At 62.6% G+C, this 18527-nt stretch carries 18 protein-coding genes and 3 pseudogenes; 14 read left to right on the top strand and 7 right to left on the bottom strand.

Features of this window, described 5'->3' with window-relative positions:
- Nucleotides 1–531 (top strand): rhodanese-like domain-containing protein (locus HUW10_RS00325; RefSeq protein ID WP_174501823.1); only part of this gene is annotated, 531 nt, incomplete at its 5' end.
- Between the two features lie 171 nt (nucleotides 532–702).
- Here the strand turns inward: HUW10_RS00325 and HUW10_RS18190 are convergent.
- Nucleotides 703–1227 carry a HigA family addiction module antitoxin gene (locus HUW10_RS18190; RefSeq protein ID WP_236656129.1) on the bottom strand — a complete coding sequence of 175 codons (525 nt, stop codon included), beginning with the start codon at nucleotides 1225–1227 and terminating at the stop codon, nucleotides 703–705.
- A gap of 219 nt (nucleotides 1228–1446) precedes the next feature.
- Between HUW10_RS18190 and HUW10_RS18450 the strand changes: the two genes are divergently transcribed.
- The 4 genes from HUW10_RS18450 (at nucleotide 1447) to HUW10_RS00300 (ending at nucleotide 5774) form a co-directional block, all read left to right on the top strand.
- Complete coding sequence (locus HUW10_RS18450) at nucleotides 1447–1812, top strand: recombinase family protein (RefSeq protein WP_254592120.1); 366 nt, start codon at nucleotides 1447–1449, stop codon at nucleotides 1810–1812.
- Nucleotides 1781–2017, top strand: coding sequence for a recombinase family protein (locus HUW10_RS18600; RefSeq protein ID WP_371808601.1), 237 nt, complete (start codon nucleotides 1781–1783; stop codon nucleotides 2015–2017). Before HUW10_RS18450 ends, HUW10_RS18600 begins: the two co-directional genes overlap by 32 nt.
- 484 nt (nucleotides 2018–2501) lie before the next feature.
- Nucleotides 2502–4964, top strand: a complete 2463-nt coding sequence (locus HUW10_RS00305; protein ID WP_174501822.1) for an AAA family ATPase — start codon at nucleotides 2502–2504, stop codon at nucleotides 4962–4964.
- 414 nt (nucleotides 4965–5378) lie between these two features.
- Complete coding sequence (locus tag HUW10_RS00300) at nucleotides 5379–5774, top strand: hypothetical protein (protein WP_174501821.1); 396 nt, start codon at nucleotides 5379–5381, stop codon at nucleotides 5772–5774.
- Nucleotides 5775–6325: 551 nt separating this feature from the next.
- On the opposite strand, the gene HUW10_RS00295 is transcribed toward HUW10_RS00300, so the two are convergent.
- Both HUW10_RS00295 and HUW10_RS00290 read right to left on the bottom strand, forming a co-directional pair.
- Complete coding sequence (locus HUW10_RS00295) at nucleotides 6326–7282, bottom strand: alpha/beta hydrolase (protein WP_174501820.1); 957 nt, start codon at nucleotides 7280–7282, stop codon at nucleotides 6326–6328.
- Entirely contained in the window at nucleotides 7279–8253 is a 975-nt protein-coding gene (locus tag HUW10_RS00290) for an MBL fold metallo-hydrolase (protein WP_174501819.1), read from the bottom strand. The genes HUW10_RS00295 and HUW10_RS00290 overlap by 4 nt, the downstream gene beginning before the upstream one ends.
- On the opposite strand from HUW10_RS00290, the gene HUW10_RS00285 reads away from it, so the two are divergent.
- Entirely contained in the window at nucleotides 8252–9289 is a 1038-nt protein-coding gene (locus HUW10_RS00285; protein ID WP_236656127.1) for a LysR family transcriptional regulator, read from the top strand. The genes HUW10_RS00290 and HUW10_RS00285 overlap by 2 nt on opposite strands.
- 1 nt (nucleotide 9290) lies before the next feature.
- Here the strand turns inward: HUW10_RS00285 and HUW10_RS00280 are convergent, their stop codons facing one another.
- Entirely contained in the window at nucleotides 9291–9989 is a 699-nt protein-coding gene (locus HUW10_RS00280; protein WP_174501817.1) for a uridylate kinase, read from the bottom strand.
- Nucleotides 9990–10162: 173 nt separating this feature from the next.
- Here HUW10_RS00280 and HUW10_RS00275 point away from each other — a divergent pair, with 173 nt between their 5' ends.
- The 3 genes from HUW10_RS00275 to HUW10_RS00265 all read left to right on the top strand — a co-directional run bounded on the left by HUW10_RS00275 (nucleotide 10163) and on the right by HUW10_RS00265 (nucleotide 12548).
- The gene (locus HUW10_RS00275; protein ID WP_013640371.1) at nucleotides 10163–11179 is read left to right on the top strand and encodes an IS110 family transposase; all 1017 of its coding nucleotides are present in this window, start codon (nucleotides 10163–10165) and stop codon (nucleotides 11177–11179) included.
- 311 nt (nucleotides 11180–11490) lie between these two features.
- Entirely contained in the window at nucleotides 11491–11973 is a 483-nt protein-coding gene (locus HUW10_RS00270; protein WP_174501816.1) for a GNAT family N-acetyltransferase, read from the top strand.
- 134 nt (nucleotides 11974–12107) lie between these two features.
- On the top strand, nucleotides 12108–12548 hold the full coding sequence (locus HUW10_RS00265; RefSeq protein WP_174501815.1) for a VOC family protein: 441 nt from the start codon (nucleotides 12108–12110) through the stop codon (nucleotides 12546–12548).
- A gap of 37 nt (nucleotides 12549–12585) precedes the next feature.
- Here HUW10_RS00265 and istB read toward each other — a convergent pair whose 3' ends face one another.
- Together istB and istA are read right to left on the bottom strand one after the other, a co-directional pair.
- Nucleotides 12586–13446 (bottom strand): IS21-like element helper ATPase IstB, encoded by an 861-nt coding sequence (gene istB / locus HUW10_RS00260; RefSeq protein ID WP_304503466.1) that lies wholly within the window; start codon nucleotides 13444–13446, stop codon nucleotides 12586–12588.
- A 115-nt stretch (nucleotides 13447–13561) separates the two neighbouring features.
- Nucleotides 13562–15015: pseudogene (gene istA, locus HUW10_RS18185) on the bottom strand (IS21 family transposase).
- Nucleotides 15016–15229: 214 nt separating this feature from the next.
- Here istA and HUW10_RS00240 point away from each other — a divergent pair.
- Genes HUW10_RS00240 through HUW10_RS00225 form a run of 4 tightly spaced genes read left to right on the top strand, consistent with a single transcriptional unit; the run spans nucleotide 15230 to nucleotide 17759 of the window.
- Nucleotides 15230–15475, top strand: a complete 246-nt coding sequence (locus HUW10_RS00240) for a hypothetical protein (RefSeq protein ID WP_174501811.1) — start codon at nucleotides 15230–15232, stop codon at nucleotides 15473–15475.
- A 52-nt stretch (nucleotides 15476–15527) separates the two neighbouring features.
- Nucleotides 15528–16280, top strand: a complete 753-nt coding sequence (locus HUW10_RS00235) for a hypothetical protein (RefSeq protein WP_174501810.1) — start codon at nucleotides 15528–15530, stop codon at nucleotides 16278–16280.
- On the top strand, nucleotides 16234–16728 hold the full coding sequence (locus tag HUW10_RS00230; RefSeq protein WP_174501809.1) for a hypothetical protein: 495 nt from the start codon (nucleotides 16234–16236) through the stop codon (nucleotides 16726–16728). The genes HUW10_RS00235 and HUW10_RS00230 overlap by 47 nt, the downstream gene beginning before the upstream one ends.
- Entirely contained in the window at nucleotides 16725–17759 is a 1035-nt protein-coding gene (locus tag HUW10_RS00225; protein ID WP_174501808.1) for a hypothetical protein, read from the top strand. The genes HUW10_RS00230 and HUW10_RS00225 overlap by 4 nt, the downstream gene beginning before the upstream one ends.
- Here HUW10_RS00225 and HUW10_RS00220 read toward each other — a convergent pair.
- A pseudogene (locus tag HUW10_RS00220) lies at nucleotides 17753–18083 on the bottom strand (transposase); the annotation flags it as partial. The gene HUW10_RS00225 and the pseudogene HUW10_RS00220 overlap by 7 nt on opposite strands.
- Nucleotides 18084–18093: 10 nt before the next feature.
- On the opposite strand from HUW10_RS00220, the pseudogene HUW10_RS00215 reads away from it, so the two are divergent.
- A pseudogene (locus HUW10_RS00215) lies at nucleotides 18094–18201 on the top strand (ATP-binding protein); the annotation flags it as partial.
- Between the last annotated feature and the right edge of the window lie 326 nt (nucleotides 18202–18527).

The following is an 18527-nucleotide window of genomic DNA, read 5'->3' as shown; positions in this document are numbered from 1 at the left end:
GAACGGATTGGCCTGTCGCTCTCGAACACGTCCCGCCACCTGCAGGTCTTGCGCCGTGCCCGCCTTGCGGCGCCGCGGCGAGAGGGCAAGAACATGTTCTATAGCCTGGTCTCCGAGACCGAGGTGGTGACGTTGCTGGGCAGCCTGGGGCGAGTGGGCGAGCGGAACATCGCGGAAATCGATCAGGTGCTGCAGGCGTATTTCCGGGCGCGGGATTCTCTCGAGCCCGTATCGCGCTTGACCTTGCTTGAACGCCTGCGCGAGGGCAGCGTGACACTCCTCGATGTCCGACCGGCGGATGAATTCGCGCGGGGCCATTTGCCGGGTGCGTTGAACATTCCCCTCGATCAGTTGGATGCGGCGCTGGGCCACTTCACTGAGAACATCCCGGTCGTCGCGTATTGCCGGGGACCGTATTGCGTTCTGTCATATGAAGCCGTGGCGCAGTTACGGGCGCGAGGCGTTCAGGCCAGCCGCCTGGAAGATGGCTATCCTGAGTGGAAGGGAGCGGGTTTGCCTATCGAGACCTGAGCTGCGGGGGCGGACCGGCTATCCGATCTTACGGCGACCGTGAACCGACGCGAACCCGATCACACCGGGGACGTATTTCGAATCAGCTGCTTGGAATGCCGATCGGCGTCCAGACCTAGGTCGATAACAATAAGTCCATGAGTCTACTGGTCGCTGCCCGAACTTGGTTGTTCAGGCCGCATTTTCCTGAAAACGGCGCACTGGTGGCTGCTGGTGTTGTCGTGCAAGCCAAAGATCATAGTTTGCCTGCATCCCAAGCCATGCCTGCGCCGTGCTCACGCCAGCCTGTTCAAGCCGGATCGCCAAATCAGGGCTAATGGCAGCCCTGGCGTTCAACACACGCGACAACGCTGCGCGGGACATAGCCAGCCTCTGGGCGGCCTCGGTAACGGAAAGCCCCAGCTCACCGATGACATCCTCTCTTAGCAGTTCGCCAGGATGTGGCGGATTATTCATCATTTTACCTTCTCCTAGTGGTAGTCTTGATAATTCACCAAACTCAACGCCAGCCTCAACGAACCGAAATGTCACTCTCCAATTCCCGTTGACCCACACGGACCAGTGCCCGGCAAGGTCACCTTTCAGTGGGTGCAGCTTAAACGCCGGGATGTTCATATCCTGCGGCGTCTGCGCCACATCCAAAAGGCCAAGAATGCGCTTCAACTTGCCAGCCTGTGCGGCTTGAATCCCGCGCATGGAGCCCGTGCGGTAAAAAGCCTCCAGGCCCTTATGTCGGAAACTCAAGATCACAAATCAGTGTAACGCGTAGCGCGTCACTATACAACTTCAATCAATGTGATCACGTCCAAAACCGACCGGTTTCGGACACCTCGCCGAGAGCATGCCCAAAACTATTTTGACGGCATTGTGGGCATTGTCCGATATTACAGGCAGGTTTTTGGACGTAATTGCCCTATGTCGCGCGTGTTTTTGTATGCCCGCGTATCGACGCGTGAGCAGACCGCCGAGAATCAGATAGCCGAGGCGAAGGCCGCCGGCTTTGCCATCCGCCCTAACCGGATCATCATGGAAACAATCTCGGGAAGCGTCGCAGCTCGCCAACGGCCCGAGTTCCGCCGCCTCCTCGATCGCCTCGAAGATGGGGACGTGCTTGTTGTCACAAAGCTCGACCGGTTAGGCCGCAGCGCGCTCGACGTGCGAGCCACCGTCGATGCCCTCGCCGGCCTCGGGGTCCGGCTTCATTGTCTGGCCCTAGGCGGCCGTCGATCTCACCAGCTCAGCCGGCCGCATGACCATGCAGGTGATCGCCGCCGTGGCTGAGTTCGAGCGAGACCTGCTGATTGAACGCACGCAAGCTGGGGTCCAGCGAGCCAGAGCGAACGGCAAGGCGATCGGGCGGCCTGCATCTTTAACAGATGATCAAAAGGCCGCTGTCAGGGAAGCGCGTGGCTCCGGCGCATCAGTCTCATCCCTCGCACGGACATATCAGGTCAGCCGCCAAACCATCGGCCGTGTCTGTGAATAACGTCAGTCCCTCTCACCAGGTTATCCAGTAGGCGCTATATCTGGAATCGACCCTACCGGGCCATGGGGAGGCCGCAACGGGAACCCCAAAACCGGTCATTCGCCGGCCCTGGCCCGCAACGGCTCTGCGCCCTTCATGGTCATTCTGAGCCCTAGCTCGGCTTCTCGGGAGCGGACATTCTTATCATGTCAATGTTCTTGATCTTTAGCGGCGATTGGCGCCCTTTGCAGATGTGGGCATGATCCAGTTTCACACCGATATCGGTGCCCTGCAGCTCTGTCCGCCGTGACCGCTGATGAACGAACACTTGCATCTCGCGACTACTCCACTGCAAACTCAGCGGGCATGGGGGTATTGCTATGGCTGCAGAGGGAACAGCGTTTGCATTCGATGAGAATGCTAGTCTCAGCGATAATCTATCGATATTCGGGGTATACGTTAAAGAGCTCGACGCCGCGCTTGGTCCCGAAATGCGCGCCGCCTTTTGGCGCTGGTAGATGGTAATTACAAGCACGAGGAAATCTGGGATCGATTATTCGAGATCTGCAACACGTCACCGGCTGTAACTGATGACGACGCGACCGACAGGCAGGCAGCCGTACCCACAGCAAACGTGCCCGCCACGGCACAACCGGCGGTCGCGCAATCGCCGACGGTGACCGGATGGCTTCTCGAGGGCGTTTTGATCGAGGGCTTCCGGGGCGTGAACAATGAAGACCGGCCACTTGAACTCAAGTTCAAGCCTGCCAAGGTCAATAGCGTGTCGGCCGTCAACGGCGTCGGCAAGACCTCCGTCTACGACGCGGTGCGTTATGCAATCACCGGCAAACTCCCTTGGCTGGATGAACTCCCAGCCGTCGAACGCGACAGAGACTATTACCAAAACCGCTTTCACTCGACCGGTCAGGCGACGATCAAGCTCCGTCTGGTAGCCGAGCCCGGCGCGGAAAAGTGCGAGATCACCGTCGTCCGCAGCCCAACCGGCCTGCGCACTGTCAGCGCCACCGCGCCGTGGGACGCCAACGCGATACTGACCGCGCTCAATCGAGAGTTCGTATTACTCGACGGCCCGACATTTCAGAAATTTATCACCGCGCCACCGCTCGCTCGTGGCCGCACCTTTTCCGGTCTCCTTGGACTCTCTGCCTACAGCGATCTTCGCCAAGCGCTGGCAGGTTTGGCGAATACACGCGCGTTTAACAACCATTTCGACATCACGGCCCACGCCCAGACCAAGATCCGGGAGGAGAGGACCGGAGCCGAATTGTCGGCGGCCATCGCCAAAGATTATGAATTACTTGTGGGGACGCCGCTCGGGCAGCTGGATACGGCCGCCGCGAAGGACAAGTGCCATGAGGCCCTGGTCCAGATCACACCTCTGAAGCCGCAGTGCGAGGACAAGGCGTACGACGCCATCGACATCGACGTTTGCATCGACGCTATCAAGGATGCCGAAGGCGGTCCGAAGCGCGAACGCCTCGGTGCTTGCATTCGAGAGCGCGAAAATATCGCCAAAATGAACCATGAAGCTCCAACCCGGGAGCGCGCCCCGCAATTGGCCACTCGCGCCGCCGAGCGCGAGTCCGCACTGGCGAAGACTTCTGGTCACTTGATGCTTGAGCTTTACCAGGCAGGGACGAAGGTCGTGGAAAGGGCGGAGTGGGAGGACTCGTATCTTTGCCCGCTCTGCGACGGGAAAGGCACCCATAGCCTGCGGGATCACCTCGCCGCCAAGCTCTCTGAGTTTGAGATCTTGGACCAGACAACCACCGCGTTGGCGGCGGAGTGGAACGAGGCTGGTTGGACAGAGCTACTGCAGCTTGAAGCCGAGCTCGAACCGGTACCCGAGAAGCGCCTACTCGCCGCGCACCAGACCCGCGCCGGCGTCGGCGCGATCTCCAAGGCCGATGCCGATGCTTTGGTTCAGTGGCTGGATACACTGCGTACGCGCGCGGAGGGGCTTTCTGGCACGCTGGCGGCCGAGCAGACCCAGCTCGAAAAGGAGCTACCGCCATCCTCGGTTGAGGTAACGAAGAAAGTGGAGACAGCGCGGCGCCTGCAGGAAAACTGGCGGAAGCTCGAACAGTCCCGGAAAGTGCTGGCAGACGCAACCGCGCGAGATGCCTGTGTAGACCGGATCCGAACTTTCCTCGGCAGGGCATCAAAGGCTTTTGCGACGGCGGAGGCCGGCATGAGCGAGGCACGACTGACCGCCGTCGAGCCGGTGTTCAAGGATTACTTTAAGAAGATGTCGTTTCATGGTGTCGAGCCGACCGTCTCCAAAAAAGCTGGCAGCGAGGAACTCCGTATCGGGCTTGCCCAATTCTACGGACTGACGAACGTATCGCCCCAGGCGCTTCTGTCCGAGAGCTTCCGCAACGCCTTCGCGATATCGCTATATCTGGCAGCAGCATCGCTCTATGGCGGGCTCCCGAAATTCGTTGTTCTCGACGATGTGACGTCGAGCTTTGACGCCGGGCATCAGCACTTCCTTGTCGAACTCATCAGAACGACATTTGCGCGGCCGGGGAAGGCGTCCGGCCCACAGGTGATTCTCTTGAGCCACGACACGATGCTAGAGAAACTTTTCAACAAGCACAGCAACTCGGGGACGTGGTGGCATCAACGGCTGGAAGGATCACCCCAGATCGCCGTCCTTCCGCAGGCTGGGGCGGTCAACAAGGTGCGGGACCTAACGATTTCGATGCTGCAGGCCGGCCAGGTTGACTTCGCCAAGGAGGGCGTGAGGCAATATCTGGAATATCGGTTGAGTGATCTCATCAGCAAGCTCCGGATTCCGGTTCCGGTGGACATCGCTTTCAACGATGACAAGCAGCTCTCGAGCGAATTTCTGAAGGCGATCGAGGCTGCTGTTAAACTGCACAAGGCGGCCAACTGCCTAGTCCTCGACGCGGCGCAGGAAGCGGGCCTCAACACCACATGGTGACGATTGTAAGCAACTTCCTAAGCCATTGGGCACCGGCCAGACGGCGGCATTCTCTGCATCTTCCTGCTCGGCGTCATGCAGGCAATCGCCGACTACTGCAACTGCTTCACCTTCGAGCCGACTCCGGGCGCGCCCCGAGTCTACTACAAGTCGCTCTCCCAGCGTCAATAGAATGGCAGCTTGCGCCCTACACTGATCGGAACCGGACCGTCGGCAGTCGGCCCATCCCAATCAAACTTAGATTGACCAAATGCCGGCTGACGAAGGTTACGACCCGAGATACCCGGAGCCATGCGTAGATCATCGACAGAGTGATAGGTATTAGCAAAGTGCTATCGATCAGCGCATAAATGCTAAAACCGACTCGGATCGAATTGGCTACAAGACATATCGACCAAAGGGCACGAAACACCGATGAGCTGGGCTGAATTTATCGCGTCGATCGTGAAATCAATGGCCTGGCCGACTGTGGTGGTCGTTGCAATCCTATTATTCCGAAATCAAATCAAAGAACTGATCGCGTCGATATCAGAACTGAAGATCGGGAAGGATGGGGTCACAGGGAAGTGGGACCGGGCAGCCGCCGAAGTGTGGGCAGGGCTACGAAAGGCGCCTACAGAGCCACGTCTGACTCAGACCGAGAAGCTTACTTTTATTCTGCCCACACTAGCGGCTGAGGATCAATCTCCTAACGCGGCGAGGATCGTCGGCGCTTGGGCTCAACTTGAAAAAGCGCTTCGCAAAAAAGTCGGGAGACCGATGAAACCCATGTCGGGAAGGGAGATGCCGCACTCGTCCAGGCGGCCGTGAAGCGCGGTGTGATAACCGACAATCAAGCGAAGTCGCTTCGGGGCTCTACGCTCTTCGGAACCTCGCTGCCCACGGCGGAGACAGCGATGTGAGCGACGCGCGAGTCAACGAATACCTCGCTATGGTGGAGGCTATGGAGACGTTACTGGAAATTACTGACTGACTGGTCAGAGTCAACGACAGCAAGCTGCTGGTGGTCGAGGAGATGTCTACTTTCCTGAGCCCAACACCCAAGAGTGGACCGGCAGTTTTCGGCCCAGCCTCGCCACAAAGAGAACGTCCGATATCCGCTTTCGCAAGCCGTAAGCCGACAGGCAGAAATCCCCCAACCCGGTCACTGGCTGTCGCGGATCTTTGTCGTAAGTATGCGAAGCTTTGCGACAAAGATCCGCGACAAGAAAAGTCCAGGTCGGCCGCGAGGGATGCCGGCTGTCGCGAGCTTTACAAGTTATGCGACAATGCGCTTGTAGGTTGGAAAGCTGGCAGTCGGCCTGAAACGGTCATTCGCCTCAAGGCGAATTTGAGGGCGATAGCAGGCCGGTCGTGGGGAGCTATCCATGTTGGCTACGCAGGAAAAGCAGGATTTCGCTCAGGATCTGCCACCGGTTGCGTTCCATCACCATCATATGGGTGGCTTCGCCGATCTCGATCCAGCGCCGGTAGCGGGCACCGGTGAGGCGCTGGAAAAGGGCCGACATGCGCGGCTGCGGCACATCCAGATCCCATTCGCCGTGTAGCAGCAGCACGGGGGCGGTGATCGCTTCGGGTTCATAGAAGGGCTTTCCGGCGGACCAGTAGTCGCGCACGTCCTGGATGACGCCGGCAGGGGCCCGGATCATGCCGTCCCGGGCCGCCGGGTCGCTCGCGAGGATGATGTCGGCCCAGGCGGCGAACCAGGCGCCGGGCAGGATCTCCTCCCGCAGTTCTTGCGGCACGCTTTCGAGCCAGCGATCGCGGAAGGCGTGGACATCGAAGCGGCGATAGGCCGGCACCGGGCCGCCTGGATCGATGCGCGGCGGCCCGTCGCTCAGCCACTGTGGAGCGATGAGCACGAGCTTCGCGACATTGGCGGGATGGGCGGCGCTGTAGGCCGCCGTGACCGTGCCGCCCCAGGACATGCCGATGAGGGTGATCTGACCGAGATCCTGCGCAGCGCGGATGTGATCGACGGCGGCGGCGAGGTCGCACACCGCCACCGCCGTGGAGACTTGCGGCGGGGCGGCGTCGGGCGCGCCCTCCATGCCCGCAGGGCGGGTCGAGCCGCCAAAGCCGCGCACATTCAGCGCCCAGACATCGAAGCCTGCTTCCGCCAGCACGTCCATGAAGGCACCCTCGCCGACCGGCACGTCATACAGGGTTTCGGCCGGAAGCGTCGCGCCGTGCATGAGCAGCAGGGTGCGATCGGCCCCGAAAGCGGCAATGTCGGCGCGGCACTTGCGGCGAAGATGGAGGGAAATGCCAGGTGTCTCGCTCGGGATGAGCTGGTTTTCGATGGTGAGGTCACTCATGATGCGGAAACTTCCGTGGGGTTGACGAAATGCCAGGCGAAGCCGGAGCCGTTTTGCGTGACGCGGCCGGCACCGCTTTCGGCAAAATGGGCGGTAAGGCACAGCGCACCGGTTTCGGCGGCGTGAGCCAGCATGCAGCGGCGGGACTGCTCGGCCTTGCCAGGAAACTCGCAGTAGACCGACCGTAGATCGGGCCGGTAGGCCTGCAGCGGATGATGCATGAGGTCGGCGACGAACCATGCCTCCTCGCCGCACGAGTGGAGGCGGATGGTGGCGTGGTCGATGCTGTGGCCGGGTGCGGGATGGAAGGAGAGACCATCCGCGATCTCCCGGCCGTCGATGGCGATGGCCTGGCCCAGACCGGCATCGATCACAGGTTTCAGGCTGTCGGTATAGACCTGCGGCATGGGCGGGTGATCGGGGCGGCCGAACGCTTCCGGGGGTAGGTCGGGCGCGGGTGCGAAACCGTCCAATGCCGCAGCGTAGCGCGCCTCCATCTCGGAATAGACGTGCCGCGCACGGGTAAAGAGCGGTTGCCAGATGTTATCCCGCAGCACCGTGTTCCAGCCGACATGGTCGGCATGGATATGCGTCAGCAGGACGAGATCGACTTGGTCCGGCATCACTCCAGCTGCAGCGAGGCGGGCCAGATAGGGCGTGTCGAGATGGTCCAACACCGGGGCGCGGGGCCGTGGCTTGCCGTTGCCGGTGGCCGTGTCGATCAGAATGACCCGTCCGGCATGCCGCACCAGCCAGGAATGCGTGCCCTGAGCGAGCGTGCCGGTGTCCGGATTGAAGGAACCGGCCGTGAGCTGACCGCCATGGGTGCCGAGAGCCGCAGGGTCGAGATCGGGATATAGCCGGGCCGGATCGGCATTCGTCCAGCGGAGTTCGGGAATCCGGGTCACCAGCGCATCGCCGACCCGGAAGGAGAGCGGGATTTCCACATTGTTCGAGGATTGCTGCGTCATGGACGGAGAGCTATGGTCCGCCCGATCATCATGCAAATCGATTCAAGTCATGCGGTCAATCGACCATTTCAATCTTCGCTCTTTCGACCTTAACCTGCTGGTCGCCTTCGACGCGCTGATGACCGAACGCAGCGTGACGCGGGCGGCGCAGCGGCTGAAACTCGGGCAACCGGCGATGAGCCACGCGCTGTCCACGCTGCGGCTGCTCCTCGACGACGAGGTGCTGGTTCGGGTCGGCACGACGATGAACCCGACTGCCAAGGCCATCGCGCTGGCGCCGCGACTGCGCGAATTGCTGCTGCAGATCCAGAGCACGCTGACAGAGGGCAAGCCCTTCGAACCGCAATCGGAAACGCGAATCGTGCGCCTCGGATTTTCGTCGGAGCTGGAGATTTTGCTGCTGCCCAATCTGACCGCCGATCTACAGGCGCATGCGCCAGGCATCAGCCTGCTGACGCGCTCGGTGGCACGGAGCGATGCGCATCGCATGCTGGATAGCGGTGAACTTGACCTCGCCATCGGCTGTTTCGAGTACGGGCTGGAACGGCATTGTGGAACGCCGCTGTTCGAGCAGTCGCTGGCCTGCTGTTTCAATCCGGATTTCGTGCAGCTGCGGCTGCCCTTGTCGAGGGCCGACTACATCGCGCATCCGCATGCGCTGATGACATTGAAGGACGACATCCAGGGCTGCCTGTCCGAAGCCTTGGCGCGGGCCGAGGAGACGCTGAACGTGGTGTTGGCGGCATCGGATTTTCTCACCGTGCTGGCAGCAGCGGCCGAGGCGCCGGTGATCGCCACGTTGCCGACGCGGATGGCGGCTCGCTATGCGCCGCTTTTCGGCCTTACGGTTACGGAAATTCCGCTCGATCTTCGCCTGCCTTCAGTGGCCCTGGTGTGGTCGATGCAGAATGACCGCGACCCGGCACTCGAATGGCTGCGAGCGCGGGTCGTGCCGCTTTTGCAAGCTGCATCGGCTTCCGAGATCGCTCGACCGGTGTCGGGCGACCGAAATAAGTCAATTCTGACTGTCGCGTAACTTAGGATTTGTGCGACAGCCTGCCGCCGGTGCGGACTTTCAGGACCGGGCTGGCGAAGTCGTCATTGTTGAAGACTGCATCGGCAGTAGAAGCCGGCGCGCACATACTTTCGTAAATATCGAAGGCTGGCTTATATCGAACCGCATAGAGCTGACGTGTGGCATCTGCCCCACCTAAACGCCCGGCGTCCCGATCAATACCGCGCTGTTCGGAAAGCTGCTCCGAGGTTTCTACGAAAATCGCCAAATCCCAGTCGTCGCGTAGTTCGGGCCGCTGGAGAAAAGTGCCATCTACGATCAATATGGCATCGGCCGACGCAACTTGTGGCTCCTGCTTTATAGGCTGGTCATTGTCGAGATCGAATGACGCCGTGCGATACCGCCGATCGCCGCCCGGCCCCAAGGGGGAAAGCAAAAGTGCGTTGATAGCCGGAAGATCGCGCGCGTCGTAATAGTAGCCTTCTGCGGAGTGACGACCACGCGCATAGCGTTCTACCTTGGGCCGGTGGAATCCGTCGATTGAAGTCCGAATAACCGCCCTTCCTGTCTTGCCGAGAGCTTCGGCCAGTTCATCCGCCAGCGTTGTTTTCCCTGATGCCGTCCGTCCGTCAATCGCGACCCGAATGGGCCCGGCTGACGGGATGCCTGCGATCAAAGAGGCGAGTTCATCCAGCACCGCAGCCCTATCTGAAGATTTCATGTTTCTCCCCATCAATCGTCGTGAAAATCCCGAGACCTGCGACACCTCTACACTACTGCGCCAGCGCTTGGCGCTGGCACGGTGATGGTGCATTTCTGTTGGGGTGGACGGCCCAACGGCATCCAATGTGCCAATATAGGGTCGAACAACGAACCTAATGAAAGGGCCGCCCAATGGAATTTAAGCGGATTTCTATAGACACGTCCAAGCATGTTTTTACGATCCATGGGGTCGATGACCAGGAGCGCCCGTTACTCCGGCGCGAGATCAGGCGGGCTCAGGTTGAACCGTTCTTCGTCAAATTGGCTCCGACGGAGGTGGTTCTTGAAGCTTGCGCAGGCTCGCACCACTGGGGGCGGGTGTTGGGCGGTATGGGCCACCGGGTCAGGTTGATCCCACCGCAATATGTGAAGCCCTTCGTGAAGCGGAGTAAAAATGATCGCAACGACGCAGAAGCGATCAGTGAGGCAGCATCCCGCCCGACCATGCGCACGGTTCCGGTCAAATCGGTGGATGAGCAAGCGGCAGCAATCATCGTGAAGCACCGGGAACTCTTGGTGAATCAACGAACCCAGGCGATCAACGCGTTGCGGGGGCACGCGGCGGAATTTGGCATCGTTGCCGCCAAGGGCTGCGCGAACGTCTCAGCATTGCTTGTTCTCCTGTCTGCCGAGGAAGCGATTCCAGCAATTGCAAAGGCGATGTTTGAGCAAATGGGTCAGCATGTGACGGATCTCGATGCAAAGATCGACGCACTGGAGAGACAGCTGCTCGAACAGCACAAGGCCAACGCGGTCAGCAAGCTCCTCGCCGCGATTCCCGGCGTTGGGGCAATCACCGCGATCACCATGGCGCTCAATGTGAACCCCGCGAATTTTGAGACCGGGCGGCATTTTGCAGCGTGGCTCGGGCTGACTCCGCGAGAGCATTCCACCGGCGGCAAGCATCGTATGGGAAAGATAAGTAAGGCAGGCAATGAGAGGTTGCGGCAGTTGCTCGTGGTCGGGGCGATGGCGGTGATCCGCTTCGCTAAACCAGGCAGCAAATCAGCGACCGCTTGGCTGTTGCAATTGCTGGAGCGGAAGCCGCGCAAGGTCGCGGCGATCGCTCTGGCCAACAAGATGGCCCGGATCATCTGGGCCATGATGGCGCGTGGTGAAGCGTATCGGCGTCAGCCGGTAGCCGCCTGATCCGCGCGCCGGTGCCGAGGGTTTAGGGGCAAACAGGAGATGGTTATCGGTCGAACCGACGAGCAACAAAATCCGTCTGAATCTACGGCAGTTCCATGCCGCAATTTCTGTTTGGATGTTGCTCGCGGCACCCATCTGGGCCAGCGGTCAGACCACCGCGTCAAAGGCCGGACACATGACCGCATTCGAACCGATACCAAATTCTGCTTTAACGACTTGAACCCAACGGGCCGTCCACACATGATCCTTGTATGCGGTGGTAGAAAAGTCGGCCATGTAGCGTAGCAGCAGGTTGTGTCGGGAAAGGGTGAATGGTGGTCCGCATACGTCGCTTTGACGAGAAAGATGCTCAGGCCCTAGCCGACTTGATGATCGAGATGGCTGGTTTCTACGGAGCCACTATCAGTTCTGATCTGGTAGTCGCTGAGGACGTGCTTCGCCGTGCCCGGCAGGTGGACATCATCGTAGCCCACGACGATGTTCGACTTCTCGGCTTTGCCACGTTCACCTCTCTCTACCCCGTCGCCGGCCTGCTCACATTCACTTACGTCCAGCAGGTTTATGTCGGCCACGCTGCACGCCGCCGTGGCGTCGCACAGAAGTTGATGGCTGGGATTGCACAGGCGGCGAAGGCCGCAGGAAGCACTAGGATCGAATGGTCCACCTCAAGAGAAAACGTGGCAGCGCGGTCGCTCTATGACGGGCTGGGCGCAAACGGGTTTGACAAGATTTATTATGTGCTTGAGGGGTCAGCCCTCGATCAATTAGCCGCACGAGGACAGCAAGACGCGTAGGTCTGGTTTCCCCCAAATGCGCTGAGTCTGCACGAAAATCAGGAATTTCGCACGAGCGTGGCGAACTTGGGGGGGTAGCAGCAGCGGGCAGCTGTAATTACAGCGGTCGGATAGGGGTTAAAGGGCTTATTGGAATGGCAAACTCGGCGAGGCTGGTTCCGGAACTGGTGGTTTCGGACTTGGAGGTGAGCCTGCGTTTTTGGTGCAATCTGATCGGCTTCTCCGTAGCATTCGACCGGCCGGAAACCGGCTTCGCATACTTGGACCTTGACGGTGCTCAGGTAATGCTTGAGCAGCGCAACACGGCAGACGACCAATGGGTGACGGGGCCGCTCGAAGCACCACTTGGTCGTGGCATCAATTTCCAGATCAAGACACCGACCCTCCGGCCGATACTAGACCGACTGGCAAAAGCGGGATGTCCGCTATTCAAGGAGCCTGAGGAGGCGTGGTATCGAGCCAACACGGTTGAATTCGGCCAGCGACAGCTTCTGGTCATGGACCCGGATGGCTACCTGCTTCGTCTAATCGAAAACATTGGCCAACGCCCTTTCAGTGATACCACCAAAATTTAGTATCTGCTTGTCGATGCGCCTGAATGACCTGCAAATGTCAAAGCCCGGTCGTTTCCAGCCTCGATCTCGGCCTGCGTGTAGCGCGACAATCTGGATGAGAAGCGCGACGATCAGGATGAGAAAGTGATCGCGGCCTTGGAAGGTTAATCGGATTGGTTTGACGCTGGCAAGCGGGTTTGGGCGACTTGATTGTCGTGGCGCGACAATCTGATGTTTTCGGTGATTGTTGGGCGTGCTGCGGCCGTCCTGGCCCGGTTCGGCGCTGGATTGCGGTTTTGCGGCGATAGCTTTCGACGTTCATCTCGAAGATGGTTGCGTGGTGGACGAGGCGGTCGACGGCGGCGAGTGTCATGGCGGGATCTGGGAAGACCTTTCCCCACTCGCCGAAGGGCTGGTTGGCGGTGATCATCAGGGAGCGGCGCTCGTAGCGTGCGCTGATGAGTTCGAAGAGAACCGAGGTTTCGGCCTGATCCTTGGTGACGTAAGCGAGGTCGTCGAGGATCAGCAGGTGGAATTTGTCGAGCTTGGCGATGGTGGCCTCGAGGGCGAGTTCGCGACGTGCGATCTGGAGCTTCTGGACGAGGTCGGAGGTGCGGGTGAACAGCACGCGCCAGCCATTCTCGACGAGGGCGAGGCCGATGGCTGCGGCGAGATGGGACTTTCCCCCGCCGGGCGGGCCGAAGGCGAGGAGATTGGCGCCGGTCTCGAGCCATCCGTCGCCGGAGCAGAGGGCGAGGACCTGGGCCTTGGAGATCATCGGCACGGCCTCGAAGGCGAAGGTGGCGATGGTTTTTCCGGGCGGCAGCCTGGCTTCGAGGAGGTGGCGCTCGATGCGCCTGCGGTCGCGCTCGGCGACCTCGTGCTCGGCGAGCGTGGCGAGGAGGCGTGCGGCGGGCATGCTTCCTTGTCGGCGCGGGCGGCGAAGTCGGGCCAGACCTGCTTGATGGCGGGGAGCCTGAGCTCGTTGAGCAGCAGGGTAAGGCGCTGGGCGTCGACGGTGCGTGCGGTCTCGCTCATGCGGCTGCTCCCTGGAGCAGGATGTCATAGCTGGCGAGCGGCATGGTCGGGATGGTGAGTGCGGGCAGGCTGGCGGGATCGGGTGCGAAGCGCTGGCGGATGGCATTGAGGTCGGGCTGTCGGCCGGCGTTGCTATCGGCGGCGAGGACGCTGGCGAGTTCAGCCTCGCAGGCACGCTCATGGGCGATGGCGAGGAGTTCGACCATGATCCTGCACGCGTCCCTGGGCGATGTCTGCTAGAGCAGGTGCTCGAAGGTCCGGCGATAGGCATCGCGCGGGAAGAGCTGGTGGCGATAGACGAGATTGAGCAGAGCCATCGGCTTGCGGCGCAGGCTGTGGATGACGTGGCGGTAGTCGACGACGTGGCCGTGTCTGCCATCCGGTTGTGGCCGGCCGCGGGGGAGTGTCATCAGCGGGGTGGCGGCGAGGAACAGCTCGAGCCGGTTGTCATAGAGGCGGACGCGGAGCCGCTGGCCGATCAGGCGGGAGGGGACGGTGTAGAAGACCTTCCTGAGGTGAAGCCGCCGGAGGAGGTGACGGTGACAACGGTCTCCTCGTAATCGGCGGTGCGCTGCTCGGGGAGTTTCTGCAGGGCGGCGCGCTCGGCGTCGATGCGCTCGGCGTGGCGCCGGTTCTGGCGGCCGACGATCTCGCGATGAAGCGGCGATAGGCTTCGAGATCGACGAAGACTGTGCCGCCGCGCAGGAGAAGGGCGTCGCGGACCGCGCGCTTGAGATGGCCGTGGGGGCTTTCGATGGCGCCGTTCTCATGAGCGACACCGCGATTGTTGCGCGACGGGGTCATGCCGTAATGGGCGCAGAGCGCGTCATATCGGCGGGTCAGGTCGGCGACGTTCTCGGCGCGGCGAGGTTGCGAAAGGCGGCGGAGAGGCTGTCGCTGCGATGTTCGCGCGGGGCGCCGCCCAGGCCAGAGGGCGTTCTGCAGCCCCTCGGCGAGAGCGACGTAGCTCTCGCCGCCCAGGATGACATGGGCGTGCTCGAAGCCGGACCAGGCCAGGCGGAAGTGATAGAGCCTGTGGTCGAGCGGGGCGCCGGCGACGATGATGCCGAGCTCGTTCATATCGGTGAAGTCGGACAGGCCCATCGCGCCCGGCTCATGGGTCTGGCGAAAGATGACCTCCTGCTCCGGCCCGTGCAGCGCGCGCCAGGTGCGGATACGCCGCTCGAGCGTCCGCCGGACACCCGGGGCGAGATCGGGATGCCGCCGGCACATCTCCTCGAAGATCCACGGCCCTGAGGCCGGGCGCGGCTTCCAGCAGCGGCACCACCTCAGCGTCGAAGATCGTCGCCAGCGGATCCGGGCGGCGCCGCGCGCGCGCGGTCGGCGATGACGGTAGGTGCCGCTCCTGCTCGAGCCGGTAGCCCGCGGCAGTGCTGAAGCCGGCCCTGGCGGACGCCAGGGCAACACCGTCTGTCTGTCGATATCTCATGAAAAGCCTCTTCTGGTGGTCGTTGATGTGGCGGCCGGGCACGAAGGTCTCCCCGTTGTGAGGAGGTATCCTCCGCGACCCGGACGCCGCGACCACGGCGGCGCCCTGGCAAGGACGCTGCCCGGCTGGGGAGGCACCGGCTCCGGGCTACGCCCTCCGCCGGTGCCTCCCCAGCCGCATTCTCATCCTGATTGACGCTGGATTCTCACGTTGATTGCCGCGCGACAGCCTGCGCCTGCCCGAATCGCTCCGCCTGCTGCACGCGCGCCCGCCGCGACGGCGCGGGCCGGACATCCCCACCCCGGCGCAGGCCGCCTCGCGCGCACGTCACAGGTCGCACACGGAAGCCTGGGCCGTCCTGTTCCCGGCGCCGCCATCATCTCCGGGCCAGTTCCACCCGCAGGGCCGCCCGTCCGGCTATGTCCCGCCGCCGCGCACCCGGTCCCCGCCCGGTCGCTGACCATCCCCGCGCCCTCCCCGCCGGCCTCGCAGCAGAGCGCCGGCCCCCGGTCATGCGCGCCGCCCGCCCGGCGCCCGGTCATGCCCGGCGGCACGATTACTGGACCGCATCGCCGCCGGTAACCTCGCCCGAACAGCAGGAGGCGGTGATGGCTGGACGCGCATACCAGATGAGCTGGGGCCCCTATTTCGGCCAGGCCGAGGCGTCGGTCCACCTGTCCCGCTTCGCGGATGCGACCGTCGGCCGCGAGACCGGAATCCTCTTTTCCGACGGTCAGACCTGCATGGTGCTGCGCCAGCCGGTGCTCGACGCCGACGGGCTCGGCCATTCGATGATCGCGCGATGGATGCCCGCACCCGCCGGCGCCGACGCCCGGATTGATGCAGCGGATCGAGAACGTGTTCGAACGGGCGATGACGATGGAGGGCGAGGCGCGATCGCCCGCGCCCAGGGCGAGATGGCGCTGGGACAGGCGCTCGCCCGCTTCCTCGGCAGCGAAACCGGCGAGCACGCGGTCGGCATGGCGTTCGACCTGCTCGGCCTGCTCGCGGCGGCGCTGCTGCTGTTCGTGCCCGGCGTGGCGAGGCGGAAATCGGCGTTCTCGCGGCAAGTACCGGAAGCCTGGCCGGAACCGGCTCCCTGCTCGGCGCGATCGTCGACGGCAAGACCGAGGCCCACAAGTGGGGCCACAGCCCGGCGGCGGAGACGCTGTCGCTGCTGGCACTGGTGCTGGCCCTGCCGGACCTGCCGATCGGCGGATGGCGACGCTGCGGGACCTGCGGAACGCCCCGCAGGCGCTCGATGAAATCGAGGCGGCGGGCAGCGAGGCCGCCGGCTTCACGGCGAAGCAGACGACCCGGCTGGCCAAGGCGGAACGGCTCGAGACCGACAATGGGCCTGCCCGCCTGCGCGTGGCCAAGCGGGCGGACAAGGCCACCACGATCCGCGCCGATGCAGGCCGGCTGGCGAAACGGGCGGCGGACGCCAGCAACGAGGCGCATCGCCTCGCGTTGAAACTGGCACCACGGCGATGGTCAATGCGCCGGCGAGCGTGGTCGTCGGTGGCTATTTCGCGCGGGACAACTGGCAGCACCCGGCCGAACCCTTCATCGCGGCCTGGCACGAGGCCGGCGCGATGCGGAACTGGGCGGCGCGGCTTCTCTCGCCCCGGGGGCACGCGGCTCGGGACCGGGCGGCGGACTTCTGGGCATCCAGATGGCGTCTCCAGCAAGAGCCGGGCAACGCGGCGGTGAACCGACCTCGTCCGCAGCCGCCATCCGGCAAGACCGCGCAGGCAGGACGGGCCCGGCCCTCGCGTGGCTTCAGACCGGAGAGCGCGTTCGGATTCGTCACCATCTCCGACGGCGCGCTGCTCGCCGGCATGATCGGCCAGGCGCTCGCGCACGCCGCCGGGCAGGCCGCGATCTTTGCCCCCTTCGTCCACGGCGAACTCCACGGCACCATGTTCGTGATCCCGACCTTCATGATCGGCGCCGCCCTCGGGCAGTCCTATGCGTATGTCTCGCAGCAGGTCACACTCTGGCTGCCGCTGGTGCGGATGCTGCTGCTGGCGCATCTGCCGCTGCTGGCGCTCGGCTCCTCGACCTCGCCGTCTTCCCGCATGGCGCAGTCAACTTCCTGTTCCTCTCGGGGCCGATGGCGCTCCTGTCGACGGCCCTGCTGCCCTATATCTGGCGCGGCGCGCGACGCCATGCGACGGACACCGTCCCATCGCCCGAGGAACGCGCCCGCTCCCCCCGCGACAGGGCGGCCATCCCTGGCCTGGCCGCTTTGCGGTCATCGTCTGGCTGGCGCTGGTGCCCATGCTGGCGATCCGGACCGCGACGAGCATCGACGATTTCGCCATGCTGGTGACCATCGGCGCCTGGTCCGTGCTCGTCCTGCCGGCCCTGGTCGTGCCGATCTACCAGATCCGGCAGCGCCGCCTGCGGCCGCGCTGAACGCGGTGCTGTTCTCGGTGACCGGCGCGGCGCAGCTGGGGCTGACGGCGTTCTATGGCGCGATGGCCCTGCGGGTCTCGGCGCTGGGCTACACGTTCGGCGCCACCGCCGCGCTGATGCCGGTCATCCATGTGATCGCGCTGGTGCTCCTCGCCACCAGCCCCTTCGCCATCCTGCTGCTGCGCGGCCAGACCGGGATACCGCACCCTCCCGCCCTGACCGAAAGGCGACACACCAGCCCCGGCCAACATGCGTCCAGCGCATGGCAACATCCCCGATGCGGCATTGCAACTTCGCGCGAACCCACCGACATCACTCAGTAGTCGGTAATATAGGCGACAGTTGGTGCTTTGAAGAATGATTGCACGAGACGTGGTTTGCGCTTGATGGCGGCGAGTTGGGCTTCGATTTTCCTGAAGCTTTTCGCCTTGGCGTAGCGGAGTCCGGGCGACGCCCGTCCGCTTCATGTGGCTCCAGACCAGTTCATCTGGGTTCAGGTCAGGGGCGTAGCCTGGCAGAAAATGCAACGTCAGCATTCCATTGGTCGACGCCACGTAGGCTTTCACCAGCGCTGTTTTGTGGGCAGGCAGCCCGTCGAGGACCAGGTGCACCGGCCTCGTGCGGTGCCGCATCATCCGGCGTAGCAGCGCCGACAGGGTCGGAAAATCGTGGCTGGCCTGTGCCCTCGGTCACACGGCATGTCGCGATGACAGGACCGTGCTCTATCAGCGCGCCCCCAAACTCTTCGCAGAACTCGCGGTCGCCGCCCTCAAACGAAAGTGTACGAAAAACGTGTGTTTTCCGTCATCGCGCGATCCCGGCCTCAGAACCGTGCTCTCCGCTCAAACCCGCAGAAAACCTCGATCCCAACCAGTCAACGTTCCCACTTTGTCCGCTTATGCTACAGCCTATGGCGTTTCGTTACTTCTGGCCAGACAGTCACCGATCCGGACGGAACATGGAAGTTTGGAGTTGATGGAGCGATCTCAGGGCCGAAATAATGAATAGCGATTGCGAGGCATCAATTGACGAATTCTCTTACGCTTGCACACAGCATTGACATTGCCCGGCATGAGCTGGAAGCAAGCGGC

Origin of the sequence: Acidiphilium sp. C61 (assembly GCF_905116885.1) — a bacterium.
Taxonomy (GTDB): Bacteria; Pseudomonadota; Alphaproteobacteria; order Acetobacterales; family Acetobacteraceae; genus Acidiphilium.
The sequence above is the reverse complement of the archived record's forward strand: the minus strand, read 5'-3'. Positions and strand labels throughout refer to the sequence as shown.

Coding starts and splice junctions, on each gene's coding strand:
- HUW10_RS18190 (WP_236656129.1), bottom strand. CDS start 1,227: ATGCGCGGGATTCAAGCCGCACAGGCTGGCAAGTTGAAGCGCATTCTT.
- HUW10_RS18450 (WP_254592120.1), top strand. CDS start 1,447: ATGTCGCGCGTGTTTTTGTATGCCCGCGTATCGACGCGTGAGCAGACC.
- HUW10_RS18600 (WP_371808601.1), top strand. CDS start 1,781: ATGACCATGCAGGTGATCGCCGCCGTGGCTGAGTTCGAGCGAGACCTG.
- HUW10_RS00300 (WP_174501821.1), top strand. CDS start 5,379: ATGAGCTGGGCTGAATTTATCGCGTCGATCGTGAAATCAATGGCCTGG.
- HUW10_RS00295 (WP_174501820.1), bottom strand. CDS start 7,282: ATGAGTGACCTCACCATCGAAAACCAGCTCATCCCGAGCGAGACACCT.
- HUW10_RS00285 (WP_236656127.1), top strand. CDS start 8,252: ATGGACGGAGAGCTATGGTCCGCCCGATCATCATGCAAATCGATTCAA.
- HUW10_RS00290 (WP_174501819.1), bottom strand. CDS start 8,253: ATGACGCAGCAATCCTCGAACAATGTGGAAATCCCGCTCTCCTTCCGG.
- HUW10_RS00280 (WP_174501817.1), bottom strand. CDS start 9,989: ATGAAATCTTCAGATAGGGCTGCGGTGCTGGATGAACTCGCCTCTTTG.
- HUW10_RS00275 (WP_013640371.1), top strand. CDS start 10,163: ATGGAATTTAAGCGGATTTCTATAGACACGTCCAAGCATGTTTTTACG.
- HUW10_RS00270 (WP_174501816.1), top strand. CDS start 11,491: ATGGTGGTCCGCATACGTCGCTTTGACGAGAAAGATGCTCAGGCCCTA.
- HUW10_RS00265 (WP_174501815.1), top strand. CDS start 12,108: ATGGCAAACTCGGCGAGGCTGGTTCCGGAACTGGTGGTTTCGGACTTG.
- istB (WP_304503466.1), bottom strand. CDS start 13,446: ATGCCCGCCGCACGCCTCCTCGCCACGCTCGCCGAGCACGAGGTCGCC.
- HUW10_RS00235 (WP_174501810.1), top strand. CDS start 15,528: ATGCGCGCCGCCCGCCCGGCGCCCGGTCATGCCCGGCGGCACGATTAC.
- HUW10_RS00230 (WP_174501809.1), top strand. CDS start 16,234: ATGGCGACGCTGCGGGACCTGCGGAACGCCCCGCAGGCGCTCGATGAA.